The organism is Microvirgula curvata, from assembly GCF_054781615.1.
This window is the reverse complement of sequence record NZ_BAAGUB010000025.1, coordinates 17128-33103: the sequence shown is the minus strand read 5'-3', so window position 1 is coordinate 33103 and position 15976 is coordinate 17128. Positions and strand designations below refer to the sequence as shown.

General features: G+C 65.9%; 19 protein-coding genes. All 19 read right to left on the bottom strand.

Going from position 1 to position 15976, the window contains the following annotated elements:
- Positions 1–12: 12 nt before the first annotated feature.
- Complete coding sequence (locus ACYVG8_RS10775) at positions 13–1353, bottom strand: WD40 repeat domain-containing protein (protein ID WP_146745095.1); 1341 nt, start codon at positions 1351–1353, stop codon at positions 13–15.
- Positions 1354–1446: 93 nt separating this feature from the next.
- Entirely contained in the window at positions 1447–2847 is a 1401-nt protein-coding gene (locus tag ACYVG8_RS10770; protein ID WP_460745778.1) for a hypothetical protein, read from the bottom strand.
- 15 nt (positions 2848–2862) lie between these two features.
- A complete protein-coding gene (locus ACYVG8_RS10765; RefSeq protein WP_460745776.1) occupies positions 2863–4212 on the bottom strand; it encodes a hypothetical protein in 1350 nt (449 codons plus the stop codon).
- Positions 4213–4247: 35 nt separating this feature from the next.
- Positions 4248–5669 carry a hypothetical protein gene (locus tag ACYVG8_RS10760; RefSeq protein WP_460745775.1) on the bottom strand — a complete coding sequence of 474 codons (1422 nt, stop codon included), beginning with the start codon at positions 5667–5669 and terminating at the stop codon, positions 4248–4250.
- Entirely contained in the window at positions 5666–6085 is a 420-nt protein-coding gene (locus tag ACYVG8_RS10755) for a secretion protein (protein WP_107889023.1), read from the bottom strand. Before ACYVG8_RS10755 ends, ACYVG8_RS10760 begins: the two co-directional genes overlap by 4 nt.
- Positions 6086–6096: 11 nt before the next feature.
- Positions 6097–6669, bottom strand: coding sequence for a hypothetical protein (locus tag ACYVG8_RS10750; protein ID WP_107889022.1), 573 nt, complete (start codon positions 6667–6669; stop codon positions 6097–6099).
- Between the two features lie 21 nt (positions 6670–6690).
- Positions 6691–8133: a type III secretion system translocon subunit SctE gene (gene sctE / locus ACYVG8_RS10745; protein WP_460745773.1), complete on the bottom strand. Its 1443-nt coding sequence runs from the start codon at positions 8131–8133 to the stop codon at positions 6691–6693.
- The gene (locus tag ACYVG8_RS10740; RefSeq protein ID WP_460745772.1) at positions 8134–8592 is read right to left on the bottom strand and encodes a SycD/LcrH family type III secretion system chaperone; all 459 of its coding nucleotides are present in this window, start codon (positions 8590–8592) and stop codon (positions 8134–8136) included.
- A gap of 23 nt (positions 8593–8615) precedes the next feature.
- On the bottom strand, positions 8616–9185 hold the full coding sequence (locus tag ACYVG8_RS10735) for a hypothetical protein (protein ID WP_460745770.1): 570 nt from the start codon (positions 9183–9185) through the stop codon (positions 8616–8618).
- A gap of 28 nt (positions 9186–9213) precedes the next feature.
- Complete coding sequence (locus ACYVG8_RS10730) at positions 9214–9564, bottom strand: hypothetical protein (RefSeq protein ID WP_146745097.1); 351 nt, start codon at positions 9562–9564, stop codon at positions 9214–9216.
- Between the two features lie 17 nt (positions 9565–9581).
- On the bottom strand, positions 9582–10187 hold the full coding sequence (locus ACYVG8_RS10725) for a lytic transglycosylase domain-containing protein (RefSeq protein ID WP_233495265.1): 606 nt from the start codon (positions 10185–10187) through the stop codon (positions 9582–9584).
- A complete protein-coding gene (locus ACYVG8_RS10720) occupies positions 10180–11235 on the bottom strand; it encodes an EscU/YscU/HrcU family type III secretion system export apparatus switch protein (RefSeq protein ID WP_460745767.1) in 1056 nt (351 codons plus the stop codon). Before ACYVG8_RS10720 ends, ACYVG8_RS10725 begins: the two co-directional genes overlap by 8 nt.
- A complete protein-coding gene (sctT, locus tag ACYVG8_RS10715) occupies positions 11232–12014 on the bottom strand; it encodes a type III secretion system export apparatus subunit SctT (protein ID WP_107889015.1) in 783 nt (260 codons plus the stop codon). Before sctT ends, ACYVG8_RS10720 begins: the two co-directional genes overlap by 4 nt.
- Positions 12007–12276, bottom strand: a complete 270-nt coding sequence (gene sctS / locus ACYVG8_RS10710; RefSeq protein ID WP_107889014.1) for a type III secretion system export apparatus subunit SctS — start codon at positions 12274–12276, stop codon at positions 12007–12009. Before sctS ends, sctT begins: the two co-directional genes overlap by 8 nt.
- Before the next feature lie 11 nt (positions 12277–12287).
- Positions 12288–12938, bottom strand: coding sequence for a type III secretion system export apparatus subunit SctR (sctR, locus tag ACYVG8_RS10705; protein ID WP_112692713.1), 651 nt, complete (start codon positions 12936–12938; stop codon positions 12288–12290).
- Between the two features lie 101 nt (positions 12939–13039).
- A complete protein-coding gene (sctQ, locus tag ACYVG8_RS10700) occupies positions 13040–13966 on the bottom strand; it encodes a type III secretion system cytoplasmic ring protein SctQ (RefSeq protein ID WP_460745764.1) in 927 nt (308 codons plus the stop codon).
- Positions 13950–14297: a hypothetical protein gene (locus ACYVG8_RS10695; RefSeq protein WP_460745763.1), complete on the bottom strand. Its 348-nt coding sequence runs from the start codon at positions 14295–14297 to the stop codon at positions 13950–13952. Before ACYVG8_RS10695 ends, sctQ begins: the two co-directional genes overlap by 17 nt.
- On the bottom strand, positions 14294–14662 hold the full coding sequence (locus ACYVG8_RS10690; RefSeq protein WP_107889011.1) for a hypothetical protein: 369 nt from the start codon (positions 14660–14662) through the stop codon (positions 14294–14296). The genes ACYVG8_RS10695 and ACYVG8_RS10690 overlap by 4 nt, the downstream gene beginning before the upstream one ends.
- Positions 14656–15975 (bottom strand): FliI/YscN family ATPase, encoded by a 1320-nt coding sequence (locus tag ACYVG8_RS10685; RefSeq protein ID WP_112692717.1) that lies wholly within the window; start codon positions 15973–15975, stop codon positions 14656–14658. Before ACYVG8_RS10685 ends, ACYVG8_RS10690 begins: the two co-directional genes overlap by 7 nt.
- Between the last annotated feature and the right edge of the window lies 1 nt (position 15976).

Here is a 15976-nt window from a genome sequence, read left to right as displayed (position 1 = left end):
GCCTGACGCCATTCAGTCCTGCCCCGGATGGCCCAGGTGCAGCGTATGGACGGCAAGCGTGCCGTCGAAATGCCGGAACACGGTGTGTATCCGGTTGAACCCGTCGAAATTGATGAGGGGCTGCATCTGCACCCGTGCATGGGGGAGTTCCGCATCCGGGCAAATGACGCAGGAAGACATTTCCCCTCGCCCCGGGTCGAAGACCTGTATCACTCCGTCGTGATAGGCAACGGCAATCAGCGCGTTCAGCGGCGAGAAGGCCATGCTGGCCGGCCGGGCGAACCACGCGGTCGACCGCGAAGGCCGTTGCCGCAACAGGACGATGTCCGTCCCGCGCAACCGGTCCTCCAGCGTGATGGTCCCGGTGCCATCCGTGGAATAAACGCCGGACCGGATCAGAAAGTTTTCGTCCGGAGACAGGCCGTACAGGCAACCGGGCAGATGAAGAAACGGGACGATTTTCAGCATGTCTTCGGTGCCGAACTGATATCCCTGTGCCTGCGACCCCACGAACAGGGCGCCATCACTGGCAACGGACAACTGGCACAGCTGGGGGTCGCTCACGACCCTGTCCACGCAGAGACGGTCCAGCTCGCGGTCATGGCATTTCAGGTGGCAATCACCGTTCCTCTCCTGCGCCGCCCATGCCACGAAGCGGCCATTGCCCGAAACGGCAGCCATCCGTATGCGTTCCGGACGCGGCTGCGGCAGGTCCGCCAGCTCCGCCGTGCCGGCTCGCCAGACACACAGCGTGTGGTCAGGTCTGGCGAGCACCCAGTAGTCCGGCCGCGGCACCAGAAACTGCCGTGCCGTGCCGATTCCACCCTGATGTGCCGTACGCGGCACGGCCATCGTCCCGTCAGGCAGGGCATACGGGCAAGCCTGCCCGGCACGGATCAGATACCGGACCGGCCGGTTGTCCTCCGCGCTGGAGTGCCAGCATACGATGCCCCCGTCCCGCGGCAGTGGCATCAGGTCGATGCTCGTCATCCGGCATGACGGCACCACCGGCGCCACCGTCGCCTGCAGGTTCCCGTCGGCAATGGCCTTGCGCGCAAGGTGCAGGCTCTGCAGGCAGGCTGTGGCCGGCAAGTTCCGGCACAGGTCGCGAGCGGCCGGATGAAAGCGAAAACGCTGCAGATCCTCGGCCGTTACCGCTTCCCGCTCCTGCCACCGGATCGCGTCCAGTGCGGCACGTTCCATCATCTTCGGCGTCGACGCCCCGGTGAAGTCCCTGGACACGCTGTTCAGGCGGCCAAGATCTTCCAGTGACAGATACTGTGCCAGGTAGGGCCAATGGTCCGCACTCCGGGCCAGGCCCTGCAAGGTGGGAGGCAATAAATACGGCGACATGACAATCCCTCCTGCCGGATGCAGAAAAAACCCGGCGATGCAGACAACTGAGGACCGGACCATCGACGACGGCCGCCTCCTCCTTTCGCAGCTTCAGATCCTCATGCCCTGGCGGGACGCTGCGGCTTCCCCGCCCACCATCTCCAGCGTGAACTTTGCCAGCCGGAACACCGGCCCCATCCGCTGCCAGAAGGCGACATGCACCCGGTCGAAACCCTCGAAGCAGATCACCGGTTGCGGCGATATCACGCCGGCCCAGGGCAGCACTGCTTCCGCCAGCACCCGCGCGCCATTGCCGTCGTTCTGCTGCAGGTCGAAGACCTGCAGCACCCCGTCGAGGTACATCACGGCCACCAGTGCATTCAGCGCAGAGAACGCAATGCCGCCAGGTCGCGACGACCAGAAACCGGGCCGGGTCGCCGTCAGTCGCGGCAGGAGGATTTCCTGCCCTTGCGACCGGCGTTCGAGCATGACGTAGCCCTCTCGTGCGCTCAGCCCGCCGGAATACACCGTGCGCATCAGGAAGTGCCCGTCCGCAGACAGCCGGAACAGGCAGTTGAATCCGTTCCGGTACGGACACACCGTCATGTCGCCATCGGGGGCAAAAACATAGCCTTGCCGATGAGCACCGAGAAACAGCGTGCCATCGTCGGAGACGGAAAGCTGGCACACATCACCGTCATCGATCGTGCCTTCCACGCAGAGCCGGTCACGCTCGCGGTCATAGCACCGGACCCGGCTGTCCTCCCCGTCTCCCCGCGTCACCATGCCGACAAAGCGTCCGTTGCACGACAGATCTGCCATCGTCTGTGCCGTTGCTCCCGATATCGGGAGCGGTATCGTTTCCGCGCGCGCCGGGCCGTACAGGTGGAGCCCGCCCGTCGTATCCGCCAGTACCCACCCGTCGCAGGGCGGCACCAGAAAGTGCTTGCCAATCGTGATCCTGGCCACATGCAGCGACGACGCCAGGGCCCTGAAGCCCGCCGGCAGTCTGAAGGTGCGGATTTCGTCCGTCCGGATATCGATGCTGTGCCAGCCCGGGTCGCTGCCACCTTCGTAAATGCCCGGCGCAGCCATGCGACCATCCCGGACGACCGGTCGATGATCCATCCCGTCCATGCCCGCCGGATGCCGCGGGAGCAGGCGCAGCATCCCGTACCCGCCCCGGGCCATGGCCTCCCGGCGCACATGATGCAGGCTTGCCAGGCAGGCGGCAGCGGGGCAGCGGGCCGCGGCAAGTTCCCCGGCGGCCGGATGAATCCGGAAAGCACCGAGGGTGCTCGCCGACACGCCATCCCCTTCCTCTCGGCGGATGAAGGCCAGGGCTGTCTGCTCCAGCATCTGCGGCGTAATCGCCACGGAAAATGACGCGGACACGCAACGCAAGCGCCCCAGATCAGCAAGCGACAGATAGTCAAGTACCCCCGCCCATTCGTCCCTGCCCGCCAGGTCAGGAATCAGGGCTGGCATGTGATGTGTCGGCGCCAGCGGCATGGATGCGGTCCTCCGTCAGTGCACGCCGGCAGCGGCAATATGCAGGGTCTGCATTTCCAGCACTACCCCGGACTCGGTCTGGACCTGGTACACCACATGGATCCGGTCGAACCCGTCGAATCCGATGTAGGGCTGGGTCGCGCTGCTGTCCGGAGACATGGGTACCGTGCCCAGCACGACGCTTTCGGCCTGCGCCTCGGCGCGGTGCAGATTGAACAGGTGAACAGCACCATCGTCATACAGAACCGCGGCCAGCATGTTCAGCACGGAGAAGGCCACGCTCATCGGCCTGATGCTCGCCCCCCACGGCAAATACCCGGCCAGGCGAGGCAGGATGACTTCGCGACTGTCCTGCAGGTCGAGCAGGACGAGGTCGCCATGCAGTGACGAATAGCGTGACCGGATCAGGAACCGCTCATCCGGAGACAGCATGAAGAGACTTTGCCGGCTGTCGGAGAATGCATGCATTTCGGCTTCGCCCTGTTCTCCTGTCACATGGCCCGACTGATGGGAGGCAACATAGGCCCGTCCCTGATCCGTTACGGCCGCCTGGCAGATGGGATAATCCCCGGAGGCGATCGTGGTCACCCGGGAGGCATCCTGCAGGCGGTCATGGCAGTGCAATGTGCTGATGCCTCCCTCGGGCGTGCTGACCGCGATGGCAAAACGCCCGCTGCGCGACATGGCCACGGTTGCGCCATGGTCCCATTCCATTGGCAGCGGTACGGCCTCTTCACTGGCCGCCGCATAGGCATACAGCCTGTTGCTGCCATCTTTCAGCAGCCAGTGTGCCGGGGTATCCAGCACATAATCCCGGGAAGTGTTCAGTTGCAGCGAACATTGCCGCGGTGGAAATTTCAGGCTTCCGGGAAATCTCAGTGGCGATGCCTGCCCCCCCGCAATGAAATAGTGCAGATCCTGGGCCATGCCGGACATACTGGTTGTGGACAGGGTCACGCTGATTCCGCCGCTGCGTGTCGACGCAGCGCTGGGCGCCAGCATGCCCATCAGCCACTGCACGGCAGTCGTGCTTGCCTGGCACCGGCCATGGCAGGCGTCCTTCCACACGTAATGCAGGCTGGCGATGCTGGCCGCCGCATAGTGTTCCGTGTCAACGAACCGCTGCGCCGCCGGATGAAAACGCAACCCGCACAGGTCACCGCCTGCAACGCCCCCGGTCTCCCTGCAACGGATCAGGTCCAGCGCCGCTCTGTCCAGCATCCCGGGTGTCACCGCCTCGCGGAGCGCCGGGCTGACCAGGCACAAGCGGCCCATATCCGCCAGCGACAGGCATTTCTGCACTCCGTCCCATTCGTGTCTGGCAGCCAGGGCAGACAGCAATGACATGGCAGGCGGTATCGGCATCGGTTTCTCCTGTGATCCGGCAGCACGGTGGTCGGTCAACAGGACGCCTCCCCCCCCAGATACAATGTCGTCCGTGCAAGGTAAACGTGGTCATCAAGACACTGTCTGAACAGGACGTGCAACCGGTCCAGCCCCTCGAAGCACAGGCGGGGCGGCAGCTGCTTGTCCGCCATCGGCAAATCGGTTTCCACCAGGACCCGGGCACCACGGCCCTCGGTCTGCTGCAGATCGAACACCTGCAGCCGCCCGTCCTGGTAAGCCACGGCCACCAGCAGGTTCAGCACGGAAAAAGCGATGCCACCGGGCCAGGGATCCAGATAGGACCGGGAATGCGATACGCGCGGCAGCACGATGCAGCCGCTGCCCCGCCGGCCTTCAAGAACGATATCGCCTTCCATGCCCAGTGCTTCTTCGGCCAGGCGGGGCCGGATCAGAAAGCCCCCGTCGGCAGACAGCCTGAACAGGCCGAATGACGTCTGCCGGTATGCATAGGTCGCCAGGGTGCAGGTATCGGCATTCATCCGGTAACCATGCTGCTCTCCGCCAACAAACAGCATGCCGTCGTCGGCAACCGACAGCTGTGAGGGAACGAAGGCCAGCCTGCTGGCCCGCAGTGAGCCCCGGCCCACCGTCCGGTCGTAGAAGGTCAGCAAGGACCCCGTATCAATGTCCATGTCGATGGAGATGAGCGCCACATAGCGTCCATTGCGTGACACATCAGCCAGAATGGCCCCGTCCTTCACCCGCACCGGCAGGGCGATGCGCTCCAGCCGTATTGCATCGCACAGGAAGACCCAGTTTCCCGCGGAGACCCACACCGACAGTTCCGCCGGAGCCCAGAGAAAATCCTTTGCACTGGCCACGTTTACCCTGACTCCGGCCGGTCCCACTTCCCTGTTGCCCCCCACCGGTATGTCAGGAAGCCCGATCGAATGCGCGCTGATGTCGAACAACTGAACGCGGTGTCTGGCTGGCAGCGCCTCATCGTTGCTGACAATGAACATCCGGCCGTCCCGCGCCTGCGGGCGAGGCTCGAAATGCGGCGAGAAGTCCGCGGCCGGCGGCCGGCTCCACAGTGGAATGGAAGCCAGCCATGGGCTAACGCTGCCTTGCGAACGAATGCGTTCGTAAACGTGGTGCGTACTGACCAGATACGCAATGGCGTGGTACCCCGCCGCTACCCACCCATGCGCAGCGGGGTGGACGCGGGCCTGGCGAAGCACATCGGCAGACACCTCAGCCCCTTCGGCATCACTGATTTTCGCCTGCGCCGCCTGGTCCAGCCGGACCAGGAGTGCGGTCTGTCCGACCGGCGAGCAGGCAAGGCATACGTCCGTCAGCCCCTGCAGCGTCCTGTCCTTCAGATCCGGCCAGGGCAGGCAGCCCAGCACCCGCTCATCGGCCGGCACCGGCAGGTACGAAGCGACAGGGATATGCACCATCAGCGGTGTGGTCAACGGCATTGGTCTGGCCCTTTCCCCGGCAATGTGTACACCAGCCAGTCATCACCCGCGACGGGCTGCCAGCAGGCCCCCTTCACTTCCAGTATTCGCGCCAGCCTGGCGCGAGCCCGGCTGAGCGCCGGGTCCGACGCCCGCTCCAGAAACAGCCCGCGAATCCGCTGCAGTTGCGGCACCCCTGCCGCCAGCATGCGGACCAGTTGCAGGAAAGCCCTGACCGCGCCACCCTGCACACCGGCGGCCAGATCGCAGACAATCAGTTCCCCGCCCTCCTGCCGGTACACCAGCACCAGCGCCGGCAGGCAGATGCGCCGGCCAATCACGACATCGCTCCGGCCAAGGCAGGCCGTGCCGGCGATGATGCCGTGCGCAGCCAGAAACGGCGTGACCGTATCGATGGGTGTCGTATTCATCGTCTGCCCGCTCAACCGTTTCTGACCGCAGCAGCCAGGTTCCTGTGCGCCTCGACCAGTCCGCGCTGCAGCTCGGCCATCCGGCGCGAGGCGGTGGCGGCCTCGTCGGCCAGCTCGTTCATCTGCCGTGTACGCTGATCGGCCACCATGCCGTACATGTCCCCCAGCAACTGCGCACCCTGTGCATCGCGCTGCTGGCCTGCCGCGTACACACCGGCGATGCCGTCCCCGGCCCGGCCCAGCCCCTGTACCGATGCCGAGGCAACCGGTCCCGCGGCAGCCGCTCCCGCTCCGAAAACCCCCGCCACGATGCCGGTCCAGCCCCTGGCCTGTTCCCCGCTGAACGTCGACTGGATCGCCTCCCGGCGCGCGCCGCGTGCCGCCTGCAGCCTGTCGAACTGCGCCACCTGCTGCTGCTCGAAATACCGGCGGCACACATCACGCAGGTCCTCGTTCAGCTTGCGCACGGCCAGGTAGGCTTCATTGAACAGGCTCATGCAGTCGTCGAGGCTGTGAAGCGGGAAAATCGCACCGGGCGAAACGGCAGCCGCCGTTCCCGGTGCGGAGGAGGCAATGAGGTTCATGTCGGTCTCCCTGTCAAAGTTTCAAACCATGCCGCTGGCAATGCGCACCTGCAGCGACGCCGCCCTGCCGGCCATCCCGTGCATGCCGTCCAGTACGGCGGCCTGGCGGCCGGCGAGGTCGCCCAGGCTGTCGTTCGCTACCCGCTTCGTCGTTTCATGAAACTGGATGCAGGTCTGCAACCATTGCTGATCGAGGATCAGGGCCTCGATGTCCTGTTGCAGCGCGGCGCGTTGCAGCGCAAGCACGCCGCCTGCCGCCTGCCGCGTCGACCGGGCGACGGTCCGTGTCACGTCGAGCACCGTCACCGAGGCCTTGAGCACCGCCCGCACGACATCGTCGGCAACCTGCCTGCCGATGGCGGTGGTCAGTTCTGCCGCACTCATGACACCCCCCTTCGCCATCGCGCGTTTTGCCACGCGCTCGACCGATCTGGCGACCAGCGCCTCAATGGCTTCCCGGGTAAACGCTTCGGCCACACGGTTGAACCCCGGGACCCCCAGCGCCCGCGACGCGCCCTCCGCACCTTCCCGGCATGCCTTGCCCACGGTCTGGCGTATCTGCGCGGCCACCTGTTCTGCCACATCCTGACCCACTGACCGGGCAATGCCGGTGATCGCGCCTTCGCTTCCTTCCCGGATGGCCGCCAGCAGGACAGGCGCCGCACCGTTTTCCAGCACGCTGATCGCTGTCTTGCCCATGGCCCGGGTCACCAGCAGGTTCCGCGCCGCACTGGTCACATCCACCGCTGCCCCCGCGATCTCGAACGACAGCTGAACCTTGCCCGCCTCGTCGGCCGCTGCCCGATGCTTTTCGGCATTGTCCGGGTCGACCAGCGCCAGGGTGTTGGCAGTCGCCTTGACCAGACCGGCCAGACCGGCCATCAGGTCCATCGCGCCGCCGGCCACGCTCAGCGGGTTGCCGGTCAGCGTGCCGGTCACCATTTTGAACAGGCCGGAGACGACTTCGGCCACGGCGATGATCCAGTCGAACACGACGCCGAGCACGCCGGCCTTTCTCGCCTTGTCGGCCTGCTCGACGGCACGATCCATTTGCTGCTGATACTGGAGCACCTGCTCCCGCCGCAGGCTGTCCTCGGCCTGCGTCGCGATTTCCAGCGCTTTCAGCGTGGCCTTTGCCGTATCGCCGAAGCTTCTGAGGCTCAATACCGTTGCGGTCATCGCCAGCGCCTCCATGTCGGCACGCTCGACATCCGGCAACGAGACGCGTGGGCCGGGCGCCCCGCCATCAAAGCGGGCCATGATCCGCTCCAGTGCCAGCGCGGCGTCACGCACGGAAACGCCCCGTTCATGCGCGGCCGGCGGCATGCCCGGGAGGGCATGCAGACGGGGCGGCGGATCAGCGGGCATCGCCGGCACGGGAACGGTCCTGACAGGACCGGCAGGACCGGCGATCGGGTCATGCCCCGGCCGATAGGCATGCAGTTCCGGCAGCAGGGTCATCATTCAGTCCTCCAGTGCGCTGAGTGATGCCACTGCGGCACGCCGCACCGGCTCGTGATCGGCATGCGATCCGCACCACCGGAGCGCGGCATGGAATGCCTTGCGTGCATACGCGACATTGCCCAGCACCTGATAGCAGAGGCCGGCGAAGAAGGCCGGACGCGGATCTTCCACCCGGATCATGCCGGCGCGGCAGAAGCTGAACAGTGCCTCTTCATTCTGCTGCAGCCGCTGGTAACTCAGGCCGAGCGCCAGCCAGTAATCGAAGTTCCAGTGGTCGATGCGGGCCAGCAGGTAATAGAAATTTCTGGCGGATTCGAATGCCTCCGCCTCGAACAGCTGTGTCGCATAGGCATAGATCCGGTCGAGATCGGCCTGTTCGATATCCTGCAGCATCCGGATGGATCCACCGCGCTGCAGAAAATGGCGCAGCACGTCGCCGGTACCGTTCTCCGTATTCATTTCCCACTCCCTGAGCCGGGTTATCAATGGATATTGCGAATAATGCTGTCGAGTGCATTCTTTTGCATGGCCAGGGTATTGGTCGCCATGGATAGCAGTAATTGATTGGTATTCGATAATTTCTGCAGGTCGAGATTGCTCTGTGCCGAAAAATCGCTGGCGCGCGACGACAGCGAATCCAGTGCAGCCTTGAGGGTGGCGAGTTCTCCCTTGTTCAGGGCAGCGGCATTCTTGCCCTGCAGCCACTCATCTATGGTTTTTGAACCGGTTTTGTCCGCAAGGGTCATGCGATTTTCCCGCAGATAGTCGACGACTTCCTTTGCCACCGCTCCTTTATCGGTATCTTTCCGCAGCGCGGCGATGGCTGAATCGACCATATTGGCCTTGCCTTTTGCCTCTGCGCTGATTTCCCGCTTCCGGTTGAGTTTTGCCAGCAGGTCGGCCGCATTGATACCCAGGTTATTCATGTCCTTGTAGAGATTGTCGAGCACATCGGACCAGATTCCTCCTCCGGCAAACCGGTGAATATCCGGGTCGGTGTGCGCCATGCTTTTTGACGAAAAAACGGGAGCAGTCTGGATGGACAATGTCATGATGGTCTCCGGGAAAACAGCTCGGGTACTACACGAACCGGCGCATGACGCTCGCGGCGGCAGCGGGCGGCGCCGCAGGCAGGGTGTATCCGGCCGTGACGGACAGCGCCGCCAGGCTTTCATCGATGGTCTGGAGATTCTTGCGAATCCTGCCGGCGAGATCCCGCTGACGATCCTGCCACGCCCGCCAGTCTTCCCCCCGGAGCAGCTGTTCCAGCCGCTGCCATTTTTTCAGCGCGGACACGCTGTGCCGGCTCTCGTGCCAGAGCCTGCCGATTTCTTCTTCGAGCGCCTTGCATTCATGCAGCTGTTTTTCAAGCGCGCACTTCTGCCCGTAAAGTGTTTTCATGATGCTCCCGACCGCCACCAGCGTATCCATGCTGTTCTCTCCGCCAATCACGGGATCCATACTAGGGGCGCACGCGCGGCGCTTTTCCGGAATTGGCCGGATTCTGTCGGATTCTGCGTCTCGTTTGCCGCCGGGGCCGGCGACGACAGCAGCAGCCCGGCCAGCTGGCCCAGCCGGGATGGCGGCGGCACCGGCTGGCCGCCGCGGTAGCGGGTCAGGACGCGCCGCACGTACTGCCGCGTTTCCGGGTATGGCGGGACCTGGCGGCCATGGCGATGCACCGCGCCTTCGCCGGCGTTGTAGGCCGCCACCGCCAGTGTCAGGTCGCCGTCGAAGTGGGCAAGCAGCCATTTCAGGTAGGTGGCCCCGGCCCGAAGGTTGACGTCGGGGTCCGCCAGGTCGGTAAATCCGAAGCGCCGCCCGGTGGCCGGCATGACCTGCATCAGGCCGATCGCCCCTTTCGGTGAAACGGCCAGCGCATCATGACCGGACTCGACGGCCACCATGGCCTGCAGCAGGCGCGCATCCAGCCCTGTGGCCCGGGCGGCGGCGAGGATCGATGCCGCATGACGCTCGCCGGCCTGCACCGGGGCCAGCATGGTCAGCGCCAGCAGGCCGGTCACCGCCATCCGGCGCCAGGCCCGTTCAGTCATCGGCACCGTCGGCATACTCCAGTTGCATGACCAGCCGCAGGATCTCCGCAACCGGCTCGAACAGTTCGGCCGGAATGCAGCCCCCCACCCCGGTCTGCGCCGCCAGACGACGCGCCACGTCGATGTTTTCCACCACCGGCACGCCCGCCCGTTCCGCCAGCCGGACGATGTGCAGTGCCACCTGGCCATGACCGACTTCAAGCAGCCTCGGCAGCGGCGTTTCCCCGCGGCGGTAGTACAGGCAGACCGCCAGATGGGACGGATTGCGCACCACCACGGTGGAACGGGCGACATTGGCGGCAAGGCTGCCGCTTTGCATTTCCTGCCGGGTCTCGCGCCGTTTCTGCTTGATGTCAGGATCACCCTCGGCTTCTTCATATTCCTTGCGGATGTCGTCGACCGACATCATCAGCTGCCGATTCAGGTCGTGGTGCTGGAACGCATAGTCCGCGACAGCAAACAGGGCCTGCATGCCGATCAGCACCGCCCACATCCAGTACAGCAGGCGCACGCTGACATCGACGCCGCAGGAAACCGGGCACAGTGGCAGGAACTGGATTGACGCGCCGTACTGGCGGACCAGGTAGTAGACCAGCAGGAACAGCAGCAACAGTTCGATACCCGACTTCGCCAGCGTGAACAGGCTGCGCAGTGACACGATCTGCTTCAGGTTGGCCAGCGGGCTGAGCCTTTCCAGTGAGGGCGCGGCCGCGGCCGGGGAAAACAGCAGCCCGGTCTGGACCTGGGTAGCGACGACCGTGGTCAGGATGACCAGCAGCGCAAGCGGCGCGCCAAAACGCCATACCAGGTCGAACACGGCGCCGAGCAATGCATGCAGCCCGGCCGGCCAGCCGAGACCGGTGGCCCGGATGGCGGCCTCGACCAGTCCGCCCAGCGCCTGCAACAGCTCTCCGCCAAGGAAGGCGAAGTAGCCGAGCAGCGCCAGCAGTTGCGCGCAGCCGGCGACCCCGGCGCTTTTCGCGACGCGCCCCTTGCCACGCGCCTCCCGCAGGCGCTGCGCGGTGGGTTGCCGGGTCTTTTCGCTCATGGCGCCACCAGCAGGGTGCGGACCCGGTGAGCGAACGACTGCGCCCGGTCCAGCGGGTCATCGAAGGCAAAGCCCAGCGACATGACCAGCATCAGCAGGGCAAACACGCTCTTGATCGGCATGGACAGGAAGAACACGTTCAGTTGCGGGGTCGAGTGGTTGGCAAATCCGAACGCCATGTCGATCAGCAGAAAGCCCACCAGCGCCGGCATCGAGAAGCGCAGGCACAGCTCGTACATCAGCTGCCATTCCGCCACGAGAAATGCCGTGACGCCCGGTGCGGCCGGGAACCCCTGGCCGGGCGGCAGGATGGCGTAGGACTGGTACAGGGCCGCAATCAGCACATTGAACCCGCCGCTCACCAGGAACAGCAGACCAAAGACCTGTGCCAGCAGTACCCCGAGATAGGACGACTGCTGTGCCAGCAGCGGATTGAACACGCTGGCCATCGACGAACCGCGCAGGGTGTCGATCAGGAAACCGGCCATGTCCAGCGCCCAGAACGGCAGGGCGGCGCAAAAGCCGATCAGCAGGCCGATACACAGCTCGCCGGCGGCCAGCAGCGCATAGCCCCACACCCCGTCCCCGGTGGCGAGCGTCCATGACGCGTGCAGCGGCAGCAGCGGCAGGGCCATCATCAGCACCAGGGCATTGCGCACCAGTGCGCCGCCGAGGTTGGCCGCATTGAAGATCGGGACCAGCAGCATCACGCCGAGAGGACGCAGCATGCATAGCGCCAGCACCGGCAACCAGTCGACCCAGCCGGTCACGTCAGCCATCCATGCGATCGATCTGCCCGAACGCCAGCCCGGCGTAGTTGAGCAGCACATCGCCCATCCAGCGGTAGCTCATGGCCAGCGTGACCGCCACCGCCACCAGCTTGACCAGGAACTGGATGGTCTGGTCCTGGATCTGCGTCAGGGCCTGCAGCAGACAGACCAGCACGCCCACCACCGAGGCCACCACCACCACCGGCAACGACAGCAGCAGCACGATCCACATCATCTGCATGGTGAGCTGGACAATGACGGCTTCGCTCATGGCCGGCCCGGTCAGGCAAACGACAGCAGCAGCTGTCCGAGCAGTTTTTCCCAGCCGTTCATCAGCACGAACAGCAACAGCTTCAGCGGCATCGCGATCGTCATCGGCGACACCATCATCATGCCCATTGCCAGCAGCACATTGGACACGACCAGATCGATGGCAACGAACGGCAGATAGAGCAGCAGTCCTATCCGGAACGCCTCCACCAGCTGGCTGACGGTAAAGGCCGGGATCAGCACCAGCAACGAATTGTCCGGAATCCGCCCCCGGTATTGTTCCGGCCAGGACCGATGGCCGATGTCGGCGAAGAAGCGCACCTGTTCGGACGCGGTGTTCCGCGCCAGGAATTCCCGGTACGGTGCGAAGATGCTTGCCTCGACCTGCTGGACGAAATCGGGCGAGTCCATCTGCACCGGCCGGAGAGCCAGGTTGTCCTGGATGGCCAGCCCGATGGGCGCCATGATGAACAGCGTCAGGATCAGGGCCAGTCCGTACAGGGCGATGTTCGGCGGGATCTGCTGGACGCCCAGCGCATTGCGCAGCAGGGAAAACACCACGACCAGTTTCAGGAACGAGGTGCCCAGCACGACGAACAGCGGCAGGATGGACAGGGCGAACAGCAACAGGATCAGTTGCAGCGGTTGGTCCGACAGGTCCATCTGGCAACTCCCGTGTGTGCGTCATTCGGCGGCATTGTTCCGTCCGCCGCCGCCGTCGCCCATCCGGCCGAAACCTGAGCTTGCCGTTCTCCGGCAGCCGGTCAGCCGAGTTGTTCGATGCGAACCGCCAGTCTGCCGCCGATATCGAGCAGCATGCCGCGTGCAATCGCCTGCCCGGCGATTTTCAGCGTGACCTGCGCATCCATGCATGCCGCTCCATCCAGCACGTCCCCGGGCCGGAGGCTGCCCAGCGTCACCAGCGGTACCTGCAGCGTGCCCAGTTCGGCCACCACGGTCAGCATCACGTCGTCGGGCGTCGGTACCGCCTCGACCCAGTTTTCGGTTTCCCCCATGCCGCCTCCCACCCGGTAATGTCCCGCCTCGTCGACGCACAGGCATGCGAGCGGCGCATCGGCAAACAGGCCGATCTCGCCGTCGGCGATGCGGTAGGCCCGGCCCAGCAGCAGGGCATCCCCGCATCCGAGATGCCGCAGCCCGGTCGCGGCGACCCGGGCCCAGCCGGCCACCAGGGCAACCGGCACCGGCCGGTCCGCAATCGTGCCGGCCTCGACCGGCTGCAGGCACGCCGCCAGCCGGTCTATCCATTCCAGTGGCAAGTCCAGCAGCCGGATATCGAGGCGGGCGCCGTGCCGTTCGAGGCACAGACACCAGTCAGGCGCCGGCGCCACATGCGCCTGTACCAGCCCCTGCCCGCGCGGCCATGCCATATCGTCCGGCGCCAGGCAGGCATCAGCCCCGGCCAGGGTCCATGCCGAAAGCATGGCGTGCAACCCCGGAGGCACGGCTGACCAGTCCGGCACCGGCAGCACCGGTTCGACCCAGCGGCACCATTGCGCTTCGTCCAGCCACAACCGCACCGGTTCCTCGTCCAGCCATGCCGACAGGACCAGCCCGTCGCCACCGGCCTGCCGGTAACGCAGCATCAGCCCGCCATCGGCGCTTCCCCGCTGTCGGCCATGGCCAATCTTGCGCAGCAGGCGCCCTGCCGCTTCACTCAGGCGCCGCATCCGTCACGTCCATTTCCACCTGCACGGCATGGCGGGCCAGCGCCAGGCCCAGCGACAAAGGGACAGGCCGGGGGACGGTCATGCGCAGCGACACCCCGTCCCCGCTCAGGCAGGCCTCGATTTCCAGCCCGGAAAACGGCCCCCGGCAGAGACGCACCCGCCACGCGGCCAGCCGGCACTGGCCGGGCCGGGGGCCGGGGTCCGCCAGCACCGGCCCGCAGGCCGCTCCTTGCAGCAGTGCGTCGAATCGCCGGCAGGCATCGTCCTGCGGGTCGCGGACAGGCCGGACCCCGTTCATGGCCGGGCTTGGGCCCGCTCGGAAACGGATCATGTCTCCTCCAGCAGAAGCTGCAGTTTGTGCTGCCCGCGCTGCGCCTTGCGCAACCGTGCCCGCAGTCCGGCTGCGGTGGCCTGCAGGCTTTGCATCCCGGTCTGCAGCGTCCCGAGCTGCCCGGCCAGCTCACGGTCGCGCAGGTCATAATCGGCCAGTTCCGCCCTGAACCGCTGCCAGGCGGCGCGATCCAGCACATCACCCACCACGCCATGATGACGCCAGGCACGCTGCAGCCGGCGCTGCGCCGCCAGCAGGTCCCGTTGTTGCCGCTGCATGTCCGCCAGCTGGCGGCATGCCGTCTGCAGCTGTGCGTGCAGACGCTGTTCGCGCAGCCGCCGGATGGCCAGCAAGCGCGTCAGCATGGCGCCGCCAGCAGTTGTTCCAGCTGCTGCAGCGTCCCGGGGAAATCGCTTTTCTCCTCCGTGCCCTGGCACAGATAGCGGCGGATCGCCGGCCGTCTGGCCAGGGCCTCGTCGGCATCGGCATCCTGTCCGGCCTGGTATTCGCCGATCCGCACCAGCAATTCGATTTCCTGATACGTCACCAGCAACTGTCGCAGACGGCCTGCCAGCCGGCGGTGCCGTTCATCGGTGACCAGCGCCATGACCCGGCTGGTACTGGCACCGATGTCGATCGCCGGATAATGACCGGCCTCCGCCAGCCGGCGCGACAGCACGATATGGCCGTCGAGCAGGGCACGCACCTCATCGGCGACCGGTTCATTCAGGTCATCCCCCTCCACCAGCACGGTATACAGGGCGGTGATCGAGCCGACGGCGGCCGGTCCGGCCCGTTCGAGCAGCCGGGGCAGGCCGGCCATGCCCCCCGGCCGGCCGTCGTCGACAACGCGGTCGATCTCCCGTGCCGCGCGTACGACGCGGGTCAGCGAATCCATCAGCAGCAGCACATGCCGGCCCTGATCGCGAAAGTGCTCGGCAATGGCAGTCGCCACCGAGGCAGCCTTCAGCCGTTCGAGCGCCGGGCGGTCGGCGGTCGCCACCACCACCACCGTGCGTTCGCGCGCGGCATCCGACAGGGTATGCCGCAGGAACTCGCCAACTTCACGGCCGCGCTCTCCGATCAGGGCAAGCACGATGATGTCGGCCAGGCTGCCATCGCAGATCATGCCGAGCAGTGTGCTCTTGCCGCCCCCGGCCGCCGCGAAGATGCCGACCCGCTGGCCCCGGCCGCAGGTCAGCAGACCATCGATTGCCCGCACGCCAAGCGGCAGCGGCGTATCGATCAGTGCTCGTTCGAGCGGATCCGGCACCCCCTCATCCAGGCTGCGCCATGTGCATGTCGTCGGGAGCGGCACGCCGTCGAGCGGTCGTCCCATGCCGTCGAACACCCGGCCGGGCATGAACGGACCCACCGCGATCCGGTGCGCCCGCCCCAGCGGCCGCACCAGGCTGCCGGCGATCACGCCCGTCGGGGTGGCAAACGGCGACAGCAGGGCAAAGCCACCCCGTATGGCGACGATTTCCGCCTCGATGCCGGACGGTTCCAGCCGGCACATTTCCCCGAGGCCGACGCCGGTCAGCGACGCCCGCACCACCGTGGGGCCGACATCGACCACGCGCCCGAAGCGGGTCTCGCCGGCGCAGTCGTGCTCCCGGTGCGCCACCAGCCGCGCCACCAGCAAGCTCTCGATCCGTGCAGGGTCCGGCTTGCGCATG